Source organism: Texas Phoenix palm phytoplasma (assembly GCF_005774685.2).
Taxonomy (GTDB): Bacteria; Bacillota_I; Bacilli_A; order Acholeplasmatales; family Acholeplasmataceae; genus Phytoplasma.
On sequence record NZ_VBRA02000009.1, the window covers coordinates 130,532 to 149,831 of the forward strand.

General features: G+C 19.5%; 17 protein-coding genes and 1 tRNA gene. 7 read left to right on the top strand and 11 right to left on the bottom strand.

Annotated features, from left to right (window positions below; all coding sequences use genetic code 11):
- The first annotated feature begins 83 nt into the window (after positions 1 to 83).
- The 5 genes from rpsB to FEF22_RS01770 all read left to right on the top strand — a co-directional run bounded on the left by rpsB (position 84) and on the right by FEF22_RS01770 (position 4,098).
- Entirely contained in the window at positions 84 to 866 is a 783-nt protein-coding gene (gene rpsB, locus FEF22_RS01750) for a 30S ribosomal protein S2 (protein ID WP_138108066.1), read from the top strand.
- A gap of 114 nt (positions 867 to 980) precedes the next feature.
- Positions 981 to 1,835 (top strand): translation elongation factor Ts, encoded by an 855-nt coding sequence (gene tsf, locus FEF22_RS01755; RefSeq protein WP_138108067.1) that lies wholly within the window; start codon positions 981 to 983, stop codon positions 1,833 to 1,835.
- 22 nt (positions 1,836 to 1,857) lie between these two features.
- Entirely contained in the window at positions 1,858 to 2,577 is a 720-nt protein-coding gene (pyrH, locus tag FEF22_RS01760) for a UMP kinase (protein ID WP_138108068.1), read from the top strand.
- A 1-nt stretch (position 2,578) separates the two neighbouring features.
- On the top strand, positions 2,579 to 3,133 hold the full coding sequence (locus FEF22_RS01765) for a ribosome-recycling factor (RefSeq protein WP_138108069.1): 555 nt from the start codon (positions 2,579 to 2,581) through the stop codon (positions 3,131 to 3,133).
- 11 nt (positions 3,134 to 3,144) lie between these two features.
- Positions 3,145 to 4,098, top strand: a complete 954-nt coding sequence (locus tag FEF22_RS01770) for a phosphatidate cytidylyltransferase (protein WP_210352279.1) — start codon at positions 3,145 to 3,147, stop codon at positions 4,096 to 4,098.
- Positions 4,099 to 4,181: 83 nt separating this feature from the next.
- Here FEF22_RS01770 and rpmB read toward each other — a convergent pair whose 3' ends face one another.
- Positions 4,182 to 4,370, bottom strand: coding sequence for a 50S ribosomal protein L28 (gene rpmB / locus FEF22_RS01775; protein WP_138108071.1), 189 nt, complete (start codon positions 4,368 to 4,370; stop codon positions 4,182 to 4,184).
- A gap of 377 nt (positions 4,371 to 4,747) precedes the next feature.
- On the opposite strand from rpmB, the gene FEF22_RS01780 reads away from it, so the two are divergent.
- A complete protein-coding gene (locus FEF22_RS01780) occupies positions 4,748 to 6,406 on the top strand; it encodes a DAK2 domain-containing protein (RefSeq protein ID WP_138108072.1) in 1,659 nt (552 codons plus the stop codon).
- A 104-nt stretch (positions 6,407 to 6,510) separates the two neighbouring features.
- A tRNA-Leu gene (locus FEF22_RS01785) sits at positions 6,511 to 6,599 on the top strand.
- A gap of 141 nt (positions 6,600 to 6,740) precedes the next feature.
- Here FEF22_RS01785 and FEF22_RS01790 read toward each other — a convergent pair.
- The 10 genes from FEF22_RS01790 to FEF22_RS01835 all read right to left on the bottom strand — a co-directional run bounded on the left by FEF22_RS01790 (position 6,741) and on the right by FEF22_RS01835 (position 18,992).
- A complete protein-coding gene (locus FEF22_RS01790; RefSeq protein ID WP_138108073.1) occupies positions 6,741 to 7,919 on the bottom strand; it encodes an extracellular solute-binding protein in 1,179 nt (392 codons plus the stop codon).
- Positions 7,916 to 8,713 carry an ABC transporter permease gene (locus FEF22_RS01795; protein ID WP_138108074.1) on the bottom strand — a complete coding sequence of 266 codons (798 nt, stop codon included), beginning with the start codon at positions 8,711 to 8,713 and terminating at the stop codon, positions 7,916 to 7,918. Before FEF22_RS01795 ends, FEF22_RS01790 begins: the two co-directional genes overlap by 4 nt.
- On the bottom strand, positions 8,697 to 9,545 hold the full coding sequence (locus tag FEF22_RS01800; RefSeq protein WP_138108075.1) for an ABC transporter permease: 849 nt from the start codon (positions 9,543 to 9,545) through the stop codon (positions 8,697 to 8,699). Before FEF22_RS01800 ends, FEF22_RS01795 begins: the two co-directional genes overlap by 17 nt.
- Before the next feature lies 1 nt (position 9,546).
- Entirely contained in the window at positions 9,547 to 10,860 is a 1,314-nt protein-coding gene (locus tag FEF22_RS01805) for an ABC transporter ATP-binding protein (RefSeq protein WP_138108076.1), read from the bottom strand.
- Between the two features lie 84 nt (positions 10,861 to 10,944).
- Positions 10,945 to 12,768 carry a translation elongation factor 4 gene (gene lepA, locus FEF22_RS01810; protein ID WP_138108077.1) on the bottom strand — a complete coding sequence of 608 codons (1,824 nt, stop codon included), beginning with the start codon at positions 12,766 to 12,768 and terminating at the stop codon, positions 10,945 to 10,947.
- Positions 12,769 to 12,796: 28 nt separating this feature from the next.
- The gene (gene rsgA / locus FEF22_RS01815) at positions 12,797 to 13,723 is read right to left on the bottom strand and encodes a ribosome small subunit-dependent GTPase A (protein WP_138108078.1); all 927 of its coding nucleotides are present in this window, start codon (positions 13,721 to 13,723) and stop codon (positions 12,797 to 12,799) included.
- Between the two features lie 95 nt (positions 13,724 to 13,818).
- Entirely contained in the window at positions 13,819 to 16,248 is a 2,430-nt protein-coding gene (pheT, locus tag FEF22_RS01820; protein ID WP_138108079.1) for a phenylalanine--tRNA ligase subunit beta, read from the bottom strand.
- A gap of 114 nt (positions 16,249 to 16,362) precedes the next feature.
- On the bottom strand, positions 16,363 to 17,400 hold the full coding sequence (gene pheS / locus FEF22_RS01825) for a phenylalanine--tRNA ligase subunit alpha (RefSeq protein WP_138108080.1): 1,038 nt from the start codon (positions 17,398 to 17,400) through the stop codon (positions 16,363 to 16,365).
- Positions 17,401 to 17,518: 118 nt separating this feature from the next.
- On the bottom strand, positions 17,519 to 18,187 hold the full coding sequence (plsY, locus tag FEF22_RS01830) for a glycerol-3-phosphate 1-O-acyltransferase PlsY (RefSeq protein WP_138108081.1): 669 nt from the start codon (positions 18,185 to 18,187) through the stop codon (positions 17,519 to 17,521).
- A 91-nt stretch (positions 18,188 to 18,278) separates the two neighbouring features.
- Complete coding sequence (locus FEF22_RS01835; protein WP_138108082.1) at positions 18,279 to 18,992, bottom strand: hypothetical protein; 714 nt, start codon at positions 18,990 to 18,992, stop codon at positions 18,279 to 18,281.
- Between the last annotated feature and the right edge of the window lie 308 nt (positions 18,993 to 19,300).

Consider the following 19,300-nt stretch of genomic DNA (forward strand, 5'->3'; position numbering starts at 1 on the left):
AAGTAATAAATTTTTTTATAATGATAAAAAATAAAATTTAATTTTTTAATTTGTTTATTAAAAAAAAGGAGAATATTTAAAATATGGCTGTTGTTTCTATAAAACAATTATTAGAATCAGGTATTCATTTTGGACATGCAGCTAGAAAATGCAACTATAAAATGAAACCTTTTCTTTTTTCTTTAACTGAAGGTGGTGTTCCTGTTGTTAGAAATAAAATTAATATTATTGACTTAAAAAAAACTATTGTTTTTATTGACGTTGCTTATAAACAAATTGTTCAAATTGCTGCTGATGGTGAAAAAATTTTATTTTTAGGAACTAAAAAACAAATTCAAGAAATTATAAAACAAGAAGCAACGAGATGTAATCAATATTATATTATTCAAAGATGGTTAGGAGGTATTTTTACTAATTTTCAAACTATTTTAAAAAGAATTAATTTTTTAAAGGAATTATATAAACAAGAAGAAGAAGGTTTTTGGAATCAATTAACAAAAAAAGAAGTTGTTAAATTGAAAAAGCAAAGAGAAAAATTAGAAAAATTTTTAGGCGGAATTAAAGAAATGGATAGTTTGCCTAAAGCTATTTTTGTTGTTGATATTCAAAAAGATTTCATCGCTATTAAAGAGGCTCGTAAATTGAATATTAAAGTTTTTGGTATTGTTGATAGTAATTGCGATCCTGATTTAGTGGATTATATTATTCCTGCTAATAATGATGCTATAAAAGGCGTAAAATTAATAGCTTCTATTGTGGCTGATGCAGTTATTGAAGGTAATAAATGTAGAAATTCTTCTAATGAAAAAAATGCATTAAATATTAATAAAACAAATAATATCAACCATAATAATGTTTCAAAATAATTAAGCAAGAATAAAAAAATAAAAAATAACGATATAAAAAAAATATTTTTTTAATAAAAAAATAAATTATTTTTGTTATTTTAATATAATTAATAATTTACAAAGAGGAAAACAATGAAAATTACCTTAGATATGATTAAGTTACTAAAACAAAAAACACAAGTAGGTATACTTAATTGCAAAAGAGTTTTAGAAAAAACAAATGGAGATATTGAAAAATCTATAATTCTTTTAAAAAAAGAAGGACTTTTGAAAGCTAAACAAATGAATCAAATTAATAATAATGTGGATACGGCTGAAGGTTTAACAGGAGTTTCTTTTAAGGAAAACAAAGCTATTTTATTTGAATTAAATACAGAAACAGATTTTGTTTCTAGGAACGAAATTTTTTTAGATTTATATAATGAAATTCAAAGACATTTATTATTAGTTGATTATTCTATAAATAATTTGCAAGATTTTTTAAATTATGAAATACCTAATAAGAAAAAGAATATCCAAGATTTAATATTAGAAAAAACTTCTATTCTTAAGGAAAAAATTATTTTAAAGAGAATTAAAGTAATTTATAAAAAAGATAAAGAAAGTTTTGGTTTTTATAAACACCAAAAAGGAAGAATTTCTTCTTTGGTTTTATTTAGCAAAAGCTGTCTTGAAGCTAGAGAACAAATTCCTATTCATATAGTAGGAATGAATCCTATTTTTATAAGTAAAGAAAAAATAGATTCTAATTTTTTAGCTAAAAAAAGGAATATTTTTTTAGAACAAGCAACAAAAGAAAATCCTGATAAAAATTTAGAAATTAGAAATCTTATAGCAGAATCTCGTTTAAATAATTTTTTAAATGAAAAATGTTTATTAGAACAAAATTTATATAATAATCCGAATCAAAAAGTTAAAGAATATTTAAAAAAAATAGATTCTAATGTTTTAGAATTTTATCGTTTTGAAGTCGGAGAAATTGTTTAGTAAAAAAAGGAAATTTTAATTTATGTTTAAAAGAATTCTTTTAAAATTAAGTGGCGAAGCTTTGAGTGGTAGCGATAAGGTAAATATTGAACCTAGAAAAGTTCAAAAAATTGCTGAAGAAATTAAAGAAATAAAAAATTTAGGTTTAGAAATAGTTATTGTTGTAGGAGCAGGAAATATTTGGCGTGGTGTTTTTGGCGAAGAATTAGGAATGGAACGTAGTCAATCTGATTATATGGGAATGTTAGGAACTATTATTAATTCTTTGTCTTTGCAAGATGCTTTAGAAAAGATAGATGTACAAACAAGAGTTATGACTGCTTTTTCTGTTATTTCTGTAGCAGAACCTTACATTAAAAGAAAAGCATTACGTCATTTAAATAAAAATAGAATTGTAATTTTGAGTGCAGGAGTAGGATTACCTTTTTTTTCAACAGATACTGCAGCTGCTTTACGAGCTGCTGAATTAAATATTGATAATATTTTAATGGCTAAAAATAGTGTTGAAGGTGTATATGATAAGGATCCTAAAAAATATAAAGATGCAATTTTATTAAAAAAAATAAAACATAGAGATGTTATTTCTCAAAGATTAAATATTATGGATATAACTGCAGTTTCTTTATGTTGGGAAAATAATATAGATATTTTAGTTTTTGATATGAATCGAAAAAGTAATATTAAAAAGGTTATTTTACAAGAAGAAAAAATAGGAACCATTATTACTTCTAAGGAGAATTGAAATGGAATTATTAGCTCAAGAAATTATAAATGAATTAGAACCTAAAATGATAAAGGCGAATGAATTAATGTTGAAAAGATTTATCGATATTAGAACTGGAATTGCTAATCCAAAAATATTAGATAAAATAACTGTCCAATATTATGGAGAAGAAACTTTATTAAGAAATATTAGTAATATTACTGTAACAGAAGGAAATCAAATAAATATTAAACCTTTTGATTCTAATTTAATATCTGATATCAAAAAAGTTATTTTAGCTTCTAAAATTGGTATTTCTCCTCAAGATGATGGAGTAAAAATTAAATTAATTTTTCCTCAACCAACTGAAGAAAAAAGAAAATTATTAATTAAAGAAGTTGAAAAAATTTCAGAACAAACAAAAATTAGTATTCGTAATATTAGGCGTTTTGGAAATGATAAAATTAAAAAATTAAAATTAAATAATCAAACAGAAAGTATTTTTTTAAAAAAAATACAAGAATTGAATAATAAATGGATTAAAATAATAGAAAAAGAAACATTAGCTAAAAATAATGAGTTACTCAAAATTTAAAGGAAAACATGATGCATATTAGTAAAAAAATTTACATTGGTTTAACAATGTTTTTTTTAAATTTATTTTCTTTTTATTTTTTATTTTATTTAGATAAAAATTATGATTTTTCTTTTTTTGTTTATTTTTGTCTTTTTTTAATTTTAATTTTTATTTTTCAAGGTTCTAAGGAAATTTTAAATTTACAAAAACCCAAAAAAGAAAAAAAAAATTTTTATCCTTTCATTTTTTTAATATTTTTTTTTAATTTTTTTATTTTCGTTTCAATTATTATTAATGCTTTTCAAAAAAATAATATACTTAATTTAGGTGAAAAAGTACAAAATACAAATTTATTTCAGACTTTAAATTTTCTTATTAATAGTGAATTTTTCTTATTTTATTTTTTATTATTTATATTTTTTTTATTTATTTTTTTCTTATTTAAATATGATTTTAAAATAAACAACCTTAGTTATATTTTTTTAACTTTGGTATATATTGTTTTTTTTAGTTCTTGTTTTTTTAGTTTAATTCTTTTAAATTATCAATGGTATTTATATATTTTTATCATTACTATTACTTATGATAGTTTTTCTTATTTTGGTGGAAATTTATTTGGTAAAAATTATCTTTGTTCTAAATTAAGTCCTAAAAAAACATGGGAAGGATTTTTTTGTGGTTTTTTATTTACTTTATTAATGGCTTTATTATTTTTTATTGATAAATTAACAAATTTAAAAAGTTATTGTTTTTTTGTTTTTTTTATATTTATAAGTTGTATTATTTCTCAATTTGGAGATTTAATAGCTTCTAAAATTAAAAGAAATTTCAATTTAAAGGATTTTAATAATATATTACCAGGACATGGCGGTTTAATAGATCGTTTAGATTCGCTTTTATTTTTATCTTTTTTTATAGTTATTTTTATTTTGAGTCCTTTTTCTTTTTTTAATGAAGAAATATTAAACATTATAAAAGCATAACATATATAAAATTTACATTAAAAAAAATAAAAAAAAGAAGCAAAATAAATTGTTTCTTTTTTGTATTAGTTATTAAAAATTTATTAAACTCTTTCTAGAGTTAATTTTTTTAATGCTCTTGCGGAAATATATATTTTTTTAATTTTACCTTTTTCATCTTTAATGCGAACTTTTTGTAAATTAGATTTCCAAATTCTTCTGTTCGCATTCATTGCATGACTACGTCTATTTCCAAATAATGTAGATTTTCCAGTGATATAACATTTACTCATAATATATTAAACTCTTTCTTTTATAAAAAATAATTATTTTATTTATACATATTATATATTATAACAATTATAATGATTTTTTTAAAAATGTTTTTTTTTTTTTTAAATTAATTATTTAATTGAAATTATGTTATAATTATTTGTGTTTTTGTTTTTTTATTATAATTTTAAATGATTTCTTTTTTTATAGAAAATCAATTTAATAAGTAAAAATTAAATTACTGATTTTTATATAGAAAAAATATTATAATTTAATTTTTTTTAAAAAATCATTTCAGAAAATAGTATATTGTTAATATAACATAATTTCAAAATATCTTAAAATAAAATATTAAAAATATAATTATAAATAAAAAAACAAAAAGGAATTTTGTATCATGTTTGAAGAAGAAAAGAAAATTATAGATGGTAATTTATTTAAGCAAATGATAATAAATGGAACTTTGCATTTAAAAAATAATCACGAAATAATAAATAATTTAAATGTTTTTCCTGTTCCTGATGGTGATACTGGAACTAATATGCAAATGACTATGATGGAAGGTGTTAAAAAACTTTCACTTACAAATGATTGTTCGATTATTGAAGTGGCTAAAATTTTAAATGATGCTTTATTAATCGGTTCTAAGGGTAATTCAGGAGTTATTTTATCTCAATTTTTTTCAGGTATTTATGAACAAATTAAAATTTTTAAAAAAAAAGAAATTAATATTGAAGAATTTATTCAATCTCTTGTTAGCGGTTATAAAAAAGCTTATGATTCTATATTAGAACCTGTAGAAGGAACTATTTTAACTGTTTTAAGAGAATCAATTGAAAAAGTTAAAGAAAAAAAAAGAGATATTCATTCAATTAAAAAGTTAATACAAGAATTAATTAAATATTCTAAAATTTCTTTAAATAATACTCCTTATTTGCTTGATGTTTTAAAACAATCTAATGTAGTAGATAGTGGAGGTGCTGGTTTTATTTCTTTTTTAGAAGGTATTTCAATGTATTTGAATAATATTCCGATAAAAGAAATAAAAAAAGAAAGATTATCAGATATATTTTCAGAAACTGAAATTTCACATAATAATTTAAAAGAAACTGAAATAAAATATAATTATTGCACTGAAATGGTTATTAAATTATTTCCTAATATAAAATTTAATAAAGAAGAAAAAGAAAAAGAATTTTCTTCTAAAGGTGATTCTTTAATTTTAATAAAAAAAGATGAATTAATAAAGATTCATATTCATACTAATCATCCAGAATTTATTTTAAATAATTTATCTTTTTATGGAGAATTAGTTAAATGTAAAATTGACAATATGAAAGAACAAAATAAAAATATTGTTAATTCAAATAATCAAAAAAAAGCAAATAAAGATGAGTATGTTATTATTTCTGTTTTTTCTGGAAAAGAAGTTCAAAGTATTTTTAAAGAATTAAAAGTTGATTATTTAATTAATAATAAAAAGGAAGATTCTTTTTTTGAAGATTTGAGAAATATTTTATCTAATCTTGAAAGAGAAAAAAATAAGAATATTATTATTTTGCCTAATAATAAACAAATGTTGTTTAAAACTATTCAATTAACTAAAAAATATTCAGAATTAAAAATACATATAATTAAAACAGAAAATATAGCTCAAGGTTATAGCGCTCTTTTAGCTTTTGATGAAAATTTATCTTTAAAAGAAAATTTAACAAATATGAAGGTAAATATTCAAAAAAACAAAATAGGCGAAATAACTTATGCTAATAAAATTAACACTGAAAAATATAATAAAGAAAAAGATAATTTTTTAGCTTTATTACAAGGTAAAGTTGTGGATTATCATAAAGACTTAATTTTTTTAGCTAAAAAATTATTAAAACAAATAATTACTTCTAAAAATAATTTTTTAACTATTTTTTATCATAAAAAACCTATTTTTGAAAAACAATTATCTCAATTAGAATTTTTTGTTGAAAAACAATATCCTCATTTAGAAATAGAAAAAATAAAAAATGATAATCACCTTTCTCCTTATATATTGATTCTAGAATAATTATTCTAGAATATTTGATATTTTAAATAAAAAAATAAATAAGAAAAAAATAATAAAAACAAATTTATTATTTTTTCTTTTTTATTAATTATGAATTTTATAATGTGGGTATGGCGGAATGGTATACGCGCATGTTTGAGGGGCATGTGAGAAATATTTTCTCTTGTGAGTTCGAGTCTCATTATCCACACCAAAATTAAAAAATTTAAAACAAATAAATCTAATAAAATTAAATTTTATTATATTTATTTGTTTTAAAATCAAAAAAAATAGATTATCAAAATATAAAAAATAAAAAACCTCTTTTTTTAGAGGTTTTAACTTTTTAACTTAATTATTCATCTTTTAAAATTAATTTTTTATTTTTTATTTCAATTGAATGAAAAAATCTTAATACGATAAAAATCAACAAAATTATAAAACTTAAAAAGAATAAATATTTATCTTCAGGGTTAGGAAAGCAACATACTTCGCTCCAATAATTGCTTATTTGTATTTTAGTTTTTTCATTATATTGGTAAATTTTATCGTTTTGTTTGTCTACTTTTAAATTTATAGTTTTGTCTTTTCTTTCTAAATAAGGAGAATCATAACCTACAAATAAAGCATTTTTTTTTATATTTTCTTTGTTTAATAAGAAATTAATAAAATCATATGCTGCTTCTTCATTACTACCCTTCGGCAATACTAATCCATCTATCCAAACATTAGTTCCTTTTTTAACTTCATTATCATCTGAAAAATCATAAAATTGTAAATTATTATTTTGCTCTATTAAGTATCTAGCGTCTCCTGAATAAGTTAAAGATATATCATATCGTTCTCTATCTTTTATTTTCATATTATCTAATAATTGATCTGTTATAAAAAATAAATTATTGTTCTGTTTTTTTAATTTTATTAGCCAATTTTTAGCTTTTTCTATATCTTTTTCGTTTATTCCACTAATATCTCCATTGGTAGCTTTTAAACCTAAAAAAATTCCTTCAAAAGCATTATTATATAAAGAAATTTTGTAATTTGGATTATTTAAAATTTTTTTCCAATTTGATTTTATCATTTCTTTGGAAAATTTATTTTTGTTGTAAAGTAATCCTAATTTTCCCCAAAAGTAAGGTATAGAGTATTCTTTAAATATTTTGTTTTGATTGATTTCATTTACTGATTCGAATAGAGGTGTAAATTTTAAATTATCTTTTTTTTTAATTTTTAATAAATAATCATTTTTTAATTGTTCTATTGCGTATTCACTTAAAATGGCTATATCATATTGATTACCAGCTTTAATTTTGTTAATTGCTAATTCATTAGAAGAGAAAAAACTTTGTTTTACATTAAATTTATCTGATTTTTTGTTATAATCATCGATAATTTCTGGATCTATATATTCGTTCCAATTAAATAATGAAATGATTTGTTTTTCTTTTTTATTTTTTGATAGAATTATACTTATGAAAATATAAATTATTATAATAAATAAAGAAATTGTAAAAAATAATATTTTTTTTTTCATTTTTTTATAGAATCTTTTCTTAATTTATAATAGTCTAATAATATTTTGAATAAAACAAATAAAATTAAAATAGAAGATAATGCGTTAATAGTTGGATTTATTGTTCCTTTTAAACTATAAATATAAGCGGAAATATTTTGATAATCAGAACCTCCAGCGAAATAGGATATAATAAAATCATCAAAAGATAAAGCAAAAGCTATGCCAGCACTAGCAATCATAGTACCTTTTAGTTGTGGTAAAATAACTTTTATTAATGTTTGAAAAAAAGTTGCTCCCAAATCATAAGCTGCTTCAAATAAATCTGAATCTAAATCACAACATTTTGTATAAACAGCTATTAAAACATATGGTATGCTAAATGAAATATGAGATAATAACATTCTCCAAAAACTATTGTTTAAACCTATAAAACTGAATAAAACAAAAAGAGCTAAAGCGTTAATTATTTCTGGTATTATAATAGATAATTGATTTGCATTTAAAATTAATTTATTCCATTTTTTATTATAATTCATTAATGAAATTGCTGCCAAAGTTCCAAAAACTGTAGAACAAATAGTAGATAAAATAGCTATTTTAAATGTAATTATTATTGAATTTTTAACTGTTGTATCAGTAAAAATTTTATAATACCATTTAAAACTAAATTTATTAAAATGAACTAAAGATGATATTCTTCCTTCGCTTTCATTAAATGAGAATATAATTAAAGATATGATTGGCAAATAAATAAAAAGAAGAACCAAAACTAAATATAAAAAAGATATTCTTTTTTTACTTATTTTTAACATATTTATTTTTAACTCTTTCTGGAGGATCAATTTTAAAGAAAATTAAAATATAAAACATTAAAAAAGTTAAATTTACTGCTATGGCACAAGCACTTTTAATATCTCCGCTTAAAAAAGTCTTGTTTTCTATTAATTCGCTAATAACATTTACATTAGATGGACCTAAATATTTAGGAACAACAATATTTGTCACTATTTGTAATAAAACTATAGCATTTCCTGTAATTAATCCAGGCAAAGATAAGGGAAAAATAATTTTTCTGAAAATTTGTGTTGTATTAGCTCCTAAATCTTTTGCAGAATCTATTAAAGAATTGTCTATTTGGGTTATGCTTAAATAAATTGATAAAAACATATATGGTAAAAATAAATATATAAAACCAATAAACATTGAAACGTTAGTTTCCAATAAATTTGTATTTAAAAAAATTTCTATTAAAGAAAAAATTTGTACTAAAGCTTGTGTTTTTAGTATCATATTAATCCAAATAGTTCCATTTATTAGTAGAACTAAAATAGCTTGAGTAAAAATTTTACATTGAGATACTATATAAGCTAAAGGATAAGTTATAATTACTATAAACATAGTAGCTATAATAGCAATAGTTATTGATCTCAACAATACATAAATATAAGATAAATTAGTGTAAAAATTTTTGTAATATTCTAAAGTAAATACTATTTGAAAAAGACTGTGATTATTATATTTTTGAATAGAATCAAAAATAATAATTAAAATAGGAGTTAAAATGAAAAACACAAGAATTATTAAATAAGGTAAAGCTAAATATTTTGCCCATTTATTAAATCTATTATGCTCAACATAAGTCATATTATGACCATACCTCCATTACATGTAGATCTTCTGGTTTAAAAAAAATTCCTACTTTTTTGTTTATTTGTATAAAATCAGTTGTATGAATTTTATATTTTCTATATTGAGTATTTACTATAACTTCCCAATAAACTCCTTTAAATAAAGTAGAATGTACTATTCCTTTTAATAAACCTTTTTCATAATCAACTATATCAATGTCTTCAGGTCTAATCACTATGTCTACTTTTTGATTTTTTTCAAATCCATAATCAACACATTTAAAATTTTTTTCGTCAAAAAAAACTAAAAAATCTTTTTTCATTTTGCCTGAAATTAAGTTAGATTCTCCTATAAATTGAGCTATAAATTTATTAGCTGGTTCATTATAAATATCTTCAGGAGTTCCTATTTGTTGAATCTCTCCATGATTTATAACAACTATTTTATCGCTCATTGTTAAAGCTTCTTCTTGGTTATGAGTTACAAAAATAAAAGTAATACCTGAATTTTTTTGTATTTCTTTTAATTCATATTGCATTTCTTGTCTTAATTTTAAATCTAAAGCTGCTAAGGGTTCGTCTAATAAAAGTACTTTTGGTTCATTAATTAATGCTCTTGCTATTGCTATTCTTTGTTGTTGTCCTCCTGAAAGTTGACTTATTTCTCTTTTCTCTAAACCCTTTAGACCTACTAATTTTAAATAATGCAATACTTTTTCTTTTATTATTTTTTCTTTTTGTTTTGAAGATAAAAATTTCTTTTTCAAATTATATAAAATATTTTTATTTTCTTTTTTTAAATTATAAATTTGTTCCTTGTATTCTTTTTTTAATTTTTTTATTTGTTTTTTCGTATCTTTATCGCAAAAAAAAATATTAATCCAAAACATAAAATAATTTTTTGGGTAATTTAATATTTTTTTTAATTGATCATTATAATTTTTTCTAATTTGTTTTATTTTATTTTTTAAATTAAAATTTATAGTTTTAATTTCTTCTTGAACATTTAAATTAAAATTTTTTATTCTTAAACTAAAAGCTATATTTTCAAAAACATTTAAATGTGTAAATAAAGCATATTTTTGAAAAACAGTATTTATTAATCTTTCGTGAGGAGGAATTTGAATTATGCTTTCATTATTAAAAAGAATATCTCCGCTGTTAAATTCATCAAAACCTCCAATTATTTTTAAAATAGTTGTTTTTCCACAACCTGAAGGGCCTAATAAAGTAACAAATTCATTTTTTTTAATTTGTAAATTAATATTTTTTAAAATTATTTGATTATCAATTACTTTTGTTATAGATTTTAATTCTATTAAGTTTATCATTTTTTTAAATTATCCTTTCTTTCGGAAGAACATAATAACTTTATAATTTTAAAAATATTTATTTTTAATCAATAAAAATTTTTTTTATTTATCGTAAGAGGATAATATTGCTAAAAAAGCTTTTTGTGGTAATTTTACTTTTCCTAATGATTTCATTTTCTTTTTCCCCTTTTTTTGTTTTGCTAAAAGTTTTTTTTTACGAGTTACATCTCCACCATAACATTTATCAATAACATTTTTTCTCATTGATTTAATAGTTTCTCTTGTTATAATTTTTTTACCTAAAGATGCTTGTATAACTATTTCAAACATTTGCCTTGGTATTAATTCTTTTAATTTTTGGCAAATTACTTTCCCTCTATTATAAGCAAAATCTTCGTGAACAATAAAAGATAAAGCATCTACTACTTCTGAATTTAATAAAATATCTACTTTTTTTAAATTACTAGAATAATATTTATCTAATTGATAATCAAAAGAAGCATATCCTTTGGTGGCTGATTTTAATTTATCAAAATAATTATAAATAACTTCTAAAAGAGGTAATAAATATTTTAGAGTTACTCTTTTATTATTTAAATATTGAATATTTTGTAAAATTCCTCTTTTTTTTTGAGAAATTTCCATTACTGAACCAATATATTCTTCAGGACAAGTAATAAAAGCCATTAAAAAAGGTTCTTCTGTTCTTTCTATTGATTGATTGATTGGCCATTTGTTTAAATTATCTACAATAATTTTTTTATTTGGTTTTTGATAAACATGAAAAACTACAGAAGGGGCAGTTATAATTACTTCTATGTTGAATTCTCTTATTATTCTTTCTTTTGTTATTTCCATATGTAATAGTCCTAGAAATCCTATACGAAAACCAGCACCTAACATATTTGAATTTTCTTTTTCATAAACTAAAGAAGAATCATTTAATTTTAATTTTTTCAACGCTTCTTTTAAATTATGATATTTATTAAATTCTGCAGGAAATAATCCGCAAAAAACTACAGGATTTATTTCACGATAACCTGGTAAAGGAGATACTTTATTATATCTACTTAAAGTAATAGTATCTCCTACTTTAATGTCTTCTATGTTTTTAATAAATGCATTTAAATATCCTATATCTCCTGCTGATAAGAATTTTTTTGGAATAGGATTAGGATTAAATATTCCCACTTCCATTACTTCATAAGTAGCTTTTGTGGAAATAAAACGAATTTTATCTCCTTTTTTAATAATACCATTAATAATTCTAATAGAAGGAACTACTCCTTTATAAGGATCAAAAAATGAATCAAAAATTAAAGCTTGTAAAGGAGCATTTATATCTCCCTTAGGAGGTTTTATATTCTTTACAATACTTTCTAAAATATTTATTACTCCTTCTCCTGTTTTTCCACTTGCTGCAATAATTAAATCATCTTTTATTCCTAATGTTTCTTTTATTTCTTTTTTTGTTTTTTCTATATTAGCGTTAGGCATATCTATTTTATTTAAAATAGGAATAATAGTTAAATTATTTTCTAATGCTAAATAAACATTATTTAAAGTTTGAGATTGAATTCCTTGAGTAGCGTCTATAATTAATAAAACTCCTTCACATGCTGCTAATGATCTAGAAACTTCATAATTAAAATCTACATGCCCCGGAGTATCTATTAAATGCATAATATAATTATTTTTATCTAAAGATAAATAATTTATTTCTATTGCATTTAACTTAATAGTTATACCTTTTTCTCTTTCTAATTCCATTGAATCTAGAAATTGATTTTTCATTTTTCTTTTGTCTATTGTATTAGTAATTTCTAAAATACGATCTGCTAATGTAGATTTTCCATGATCTATATGCGCAATAATGCTAAAATTTCTTATTTTCTTTTTTCTTTGATTAATTTCATCAAAATTCATATATATTCCTTCATTAATAAGAATAATTTTAATTTCTTTTTTTTCTTTTAAAATTTTTTTTTTCTATTTCTTCCAATAAAGATAAATAATTGTTATATCTTATTTTAGGAATTAAACCTTTATCACAAATTTCTTTGATTTTACAATTTTTTTCTTTTATATGTAGGCAATTAAAACCGAAAAAACATTTTGTAGAAAAAAAAACAAAATCATTATAGAAATTTTTAACTTCATTAAAATTTATGTCAGATAAATTTAGTTTTGTAAATCCAGGTGTGTCAGCAATATAACCTTCGTTAAAAAAATATAATTTAGAATTTTTAGTTGTGTGCTTTCCTCTATTTGAACCCTTAGAAACTTCTTGTGTTTTTAAATTTAAAGAAGTAATAGCATTGATTAAAGTAGATTTTCCTACTCCAGTTTGTCCAGCTAAAATAGTAACTTTATTTTTAAATATTTTATATAAATTTTCTAAACCTATTTTATTTTTACTATCTACAAAATTTATATCGTAAAATTGTTCATAATATAAAATTTTTTGTTTGAATTCTTTTAATTCTTCTTGATTTAATAAATCTATCTTAGAAAAAATTAAATTTACTTTAATTTTATATTTATTTAATATTAATAAAAATTTATCTAATAATTTAAAATGAAATTTTGGTTTTTTCAAAGAAAATACTAATAAAGCTTGATTAATATTTGCTATATTAGGTCTTTTTAAAGAATTAAATCTCGGCATTATTGAATCTATTAAAAATACATCATTTTTTTTTTCATAAAAAACTATATCGCCTATTTTTATTTCTATTTTTTTTAAAATTTTATTTTTATTTTTGTCTACAGAACAATATCTTAATTTACCTTTTATTTTAGCATAGTGTTTTTCTTTTGTTTCTAAATCAATGATAACATATTCTTTTACTAAAAATTCAATTACGATTCCTTTTTGCAAAAATTATTCCACACTTTTCTATAAAGTATTTATTATATATAAATATTCTATACTATAGTTTTCTTTTTTTGAAAAAAAATAATATAATTTTTAAATTATCTTATTGTTGCTTTATATTTTGTTTTAATTTTATTTTCTATTTTATTCATAATTTCTTTTACAATATTTTTTTGCAAATTTTTACTTTGATCATTAAAAATTAATCTAAAAGATAAAGAATATTCTTTAGAAGAAAATTTTTTATCCTGATAAACATCTATTAATTCGCAATTTATTAATATATCAGTTATTTCTTCTGATAAAGTTTTTAAAATAGTTTCATAGTTATATTTTTTTTCTACTAAAATACTTAAATCTCTTACTATAGAAGGTAATTTAGTTATTTCTTTAAAATTTATTTGTTTTTGTTTTTTTTGAAAAAATTCTTTTTTTAAAGTTAATTCTAAAATAAATGCATTTTTTAAATTGTAAAATTTCTTCAGAGAAGGATGAATTTCTCCTATAAAACCAACTTTTTCATTTTCAAAAAAAATATCAATTTGATTACCCGGATGTAAGTTGCAATAACTTTTGCTTTTGTATAACAAAAAATTAATATTCAAAAATTTTTCTATTTTTTTTAAAACTCCTTTTAATATAAAAATAGAACTATTTATATTTTCTTTAATCCAACCAGAATTAATAAAAATTCCGTTTATTCCTAATGATAAATGTAAAATTTCTTCAGTTTTTTTATTATTTTCTTTTTTGTAAATATTTCCTATTTCAAAAAAAGAATTATCAAAGTTATTATATTTTTGATTATAACTCAAAACTTCTAACATATTTCCGCTTAAATTTTGTCTTAAAATAGATCTTTCTTGGGAAAGTGGTTTTTTTAATGATAAATAATTTGATTCTTTACCAATTAAAAATAATGAACAATTTTGTGAATTTACTAAACTATAAGTTATTATTTCGTGAAAACCTAAATTAATTAGTAAAGATTTTAATTTATTTATTTTTTTTTGTTCATCAGAAATTAAATTTTTTTTAATTATTTTTTTATTTTCTATAGTATCATAACCATTCATTCTCACTAAATCAGCGATTATATCTTCTTGCGTTTCTATATCATGGCGTCTTAAAGGTGGTATTACTTCTAAATTGTATTCATCTAAAATTTTTATTTTATAATCTAAATTTTTTAAAAAATTTATTATTTTTTTTAAATCTAAGATAATTCCTGTTTTTTTTTGAATAAAATCTAAATTTATTAAAATTCTTTTTTTTAAAATTTTTTCTCTAAAAATAGAAATTATATTATCGTTTATAATTATTTCTTTATTTAATTTTTTTAAAATAAAAACAGCTTGATTTAAAGAATTTTTTATTAATAAAGGATCGAAACCTCTTGACCAGTTTATAATTTTTTCATTTTTAATATTTAATCTTTTGCTTGTTTTAAAAATATTTTGGTATTTGAAATAGCTAGACATAATTAAAATTTTATCTGTTTTTTCATTTAAATTATTTTCTTCATTATTAATTAACCCAATTAATGAAATTATTTTGTTTTTATTTTTTAAAATTAAATCTTCATTTTTTAAAAAATATTCTTTTCCGCCAGAAATAATAATTTTTTCATTATCATAAGAGTTTCTAATTTTGAGGTTATAGTCTGATATATTAGAAACATCTATAACATCTAAAGGAACTCCTGTTTCAATTAGAACTAAATTTATTACATCTATAATATTATTTACTGGAGTTATATCGTGAAATGCTAAAAAACTTCTTAACCACAAAGGAGATTCTTGTACTTTTACATTGGTTAAATAAATATAATGAAATTCTTGACAATTTTTATTTTTTAATTCAATTTTAAAAGGATTTTTTTTATTAATTATATCGAGATTATTTAATTTTGGTATTACTAAATTAGCATGATTGTAATTATTATTTATTAAAATTGCTTTTAAATCTTTAGCAAATCCTAAATAAGATAACAAATCTCCCCTATCTGGAGTTATAGATAATTTTAAAAAAAATCCTTTCATGGATAAATAATTTAAAGCACAATTTCCTATAATAGCTTTAGAGTCTTTTTCATCTAAAATTAGAATACCTTTTTTTTCTTCATCTGATAAAATTTCATTTTTCAAATTTATTTCTTTAGCAGAACAAATTACTCCTTGAGATTCTATTCCTAAAATTGTTTTTTTATTAACTTTGAGAGAATTTTGTCCTAAATAAGCTCCTTCTAATGCTACTATTACTTTTTTTTTAATTTTAATATTATCAGCACCACAAATGATAGATAAAATTGACGAACCAATATTTACTTGTACTAAATTTAATTTTTGGGAGTTTGGTATTTTTTTAAATGATAAAATTTCACCTATTAATAATTTTTTATTATTTTTATTTAAAATATACTCATTTTCTACTTCTATCATATGATTATTAATTAATGATTTTAAAAAATTTAAATCCAAATTTGTATATGAAATATATCTTTTTAAAATATTTTCGTTAATTATCATTTTTTTATATACCTTTGCGTTAAATTAATGTAATAATTTTATAATTTTTTTCTAATAAAAAAATTTAACTATATTTTTTAAATTATAAATTTTTTAGTGATAATATATTAATTTTTAATCAATAAATTGATTTAAAAATCTAAAATCATTATTATAAAAATGTCTAATATCTTTTATTCCGTATTTTAACATTGTTATTCTTTCGATTCCTATACCAAAAGCAAAACCATTAAATTTTTTTGGATCATAACCGCCCTTATAAAGAACTTTAGGATGAATTAAACCTGCACCCATAATTTCTAAAAAAATTTTTTTATTTTCTTTGTTTTTCATTATTAAATCTACTTCTAAACTAGGCTTAGTGAAAGGAAAATAAGAAGGTCTAAATCTTAATTCTTGTTTTTCTCCGAAAATCTCTTTTATTAAATTAATAATAATTTCTTTTAAATCTTTTAAATTTACATTATAATCAATCATAAAACCTTCTAATTGAGTAAATTGATGACTATGTGTTTCATCATCTTTATCTCTCCTATAAACTTTACCTGAAGAAATAATTTTTAAAGGTTTTGAATTATTATTTAACATAGCTTTTATTTGAACTGAAGAAGTATGAGTTCTTAAAAGTGTTTTTGAATCTATATCAAGATAAAAAGAATCTTGCATATCTCTAGCTGGATGATCTTTTTCTATGTTAAGCATTTCAAAATTATATAAATCTGTTACTATTTCTTTTCCTTCGATAATTGAATATCCTAATTTTAAAAAAAATTTTTCTATTTGTTTAATCGTTTTGTTTAAAGGATGAAGAGAACCTTTTTTAAAATTAAATTCTGGTAAAGTTATATCTGTTTCATCTTTTTTTAAAATTTGTTCTAAATGTTTTTGTTCTAAAAAAAATTTTTTTTCTTTTAATAAAAAAATAATTTTTTCTTTTAAAAAATTAATTTTTTGTCCTGCTGTTTTTTTATCTTCTTGTGAATTAAAATTTTTAATTTCTTTTAATAAAAAAGAAAAATAACCATTTTTTCCTAAATAAGATATTTCTAATTCGGTTATTTTTTTTATTTCTTGTGTTTCTTTTAATTGTTGTGTTATTTTATTTTTTATTTTTTCTATTTTTTCTTGTAATTGACAAATATTTTTTTTCATAATTAGAATTTATAAATCCTTTTTTATTTTTATAAATATTAATTTTATAAAAATAAATATCTTTTTTAAAAATTTTAAAAAATTTAATTTTAAAAAAATTTATATAAAAATTTTATTTTTATTTTTTAAAATTTTTTTTTTTAAAAAAAATAAATTTATTTTCAGTTCCTTTTAATATTTTCGTTATATTATTATAATGTTTTAAAAAAATAATTATACTTATTAACCATATAAAAAATATTTCAAATGATTTAATAGAATTATGATTGAAAAAATGAGAGTTTAACAAAGCTATATTAACAATTAAAGTTGCTATTATAGAAGCTAAAGAAGCATAACCAAAGCAAAGTAAAAAAATAATAAAAGTGAAAATACCTAATATTCCGATACTAATGTTTATACCAGAAATAACTCCTACAGAAGTAGCAATAGCTTTGCCACCTTTAAAATTATTAAAAATAGAAAAAATATGACCTATTATTGCTGCTATACCGAAAAAAATTCTTTTTTCTTTAATTGAATTATCTAAATTCAATATATTGTAAAAATTGTTTTTAATCAAAAAGATAGCTAAAAATCCTTTTAAAAAATCTAAAATAAATACAATTATAGCGTATTTAAAACCTAAAATTCTTGCAGCATTTGAAGAACCAATGTTTTTAGAACCTAAAAAACGTAAGTCTTTTTTTTTAAAAATTTTACCTATTAATAAACCAAAAGGAATAGATCCGATTAAATAAAAAATAGTAACAAGAATTACTGTTAAAAATTCATTATTCATATTCATAATATTTTACATTCCTTTTTTTATCTAAAAAACATTTTTTTTATTAATTATAACATATAAAATATGTTAGAATAAATCAAAATAACAATTTTTAATGCGAATGATTATAAATTTTTTTAATTTTTTTTTTCATGGACAATAATAAAATAAAATTAATTAAGTTTGAAGTTATTATTGGAATTATATTTAATATCCAAAGTACAAAAAAACTCTTAATATTATGATTTTTTAATATATTTAAAAAAAATTTTAACCCATTGTTGTTTAAATTATAATTATTTTCCAATAAATTTTTAATACGATAAAAAAAAACAATATATCCGTTTAAAGTTCTAGAGATACTTTGCAATAATATTAAAAAAATTAAAAATAAAATTGTTTTTTTATTCAAAATAGATTCTTTTTCTTTATTTTTAAAGCTTAAACATAAAATAACATATGACAAAATAGGAACAAAACTTCCTAATAATATATTTAAAGTTAAATTATAATTATCTTTTGTAAAATTTTTTTTTAAATTATTCATTAAATTAAACCAATCATTATAAATAATATATCTAGGTAAAGAATAAGTAAAAGTATCCAAAATAAAATATATAATGATGATAATAAAAGCATGTCTGAATTTAAATAAAAAACATACAATAAATAAAGGAAAATGCCAAAATACCCAAAAATTAGAATAAACTATGGGCATTTTTATTCTAAATGGTAATAAAAAATTTAATTGAGATAAAATTAAACATAAAGAAATTAAAAAAGCTCCTAAAGTAATTTGTTTTAAATTTATATTTTTTATTTTCATGTTAACCTTTTTATTAATTAATATAAAATTTTTTTAAAAAAATCATTATTAACATTTATATTTATTTATTTTTTATTTCTTTAATAAAAAAAAATTAAAAAAACGAATAAAAAATTTAAAATAAATAAAAATTTATTATTTTTTTTATAAAAATTATTATTTATTTTAAATTTTTATTCTTATTTTCATTTAAATTTTTATAATTTTTTTTAAATAAGATTTAAAAAAAGTAAATTTAAACGAACTAATCATTAATAAATTAAATTTTTACTAATTAATTATAAAATTTTTATTATTAAAAGTCAATT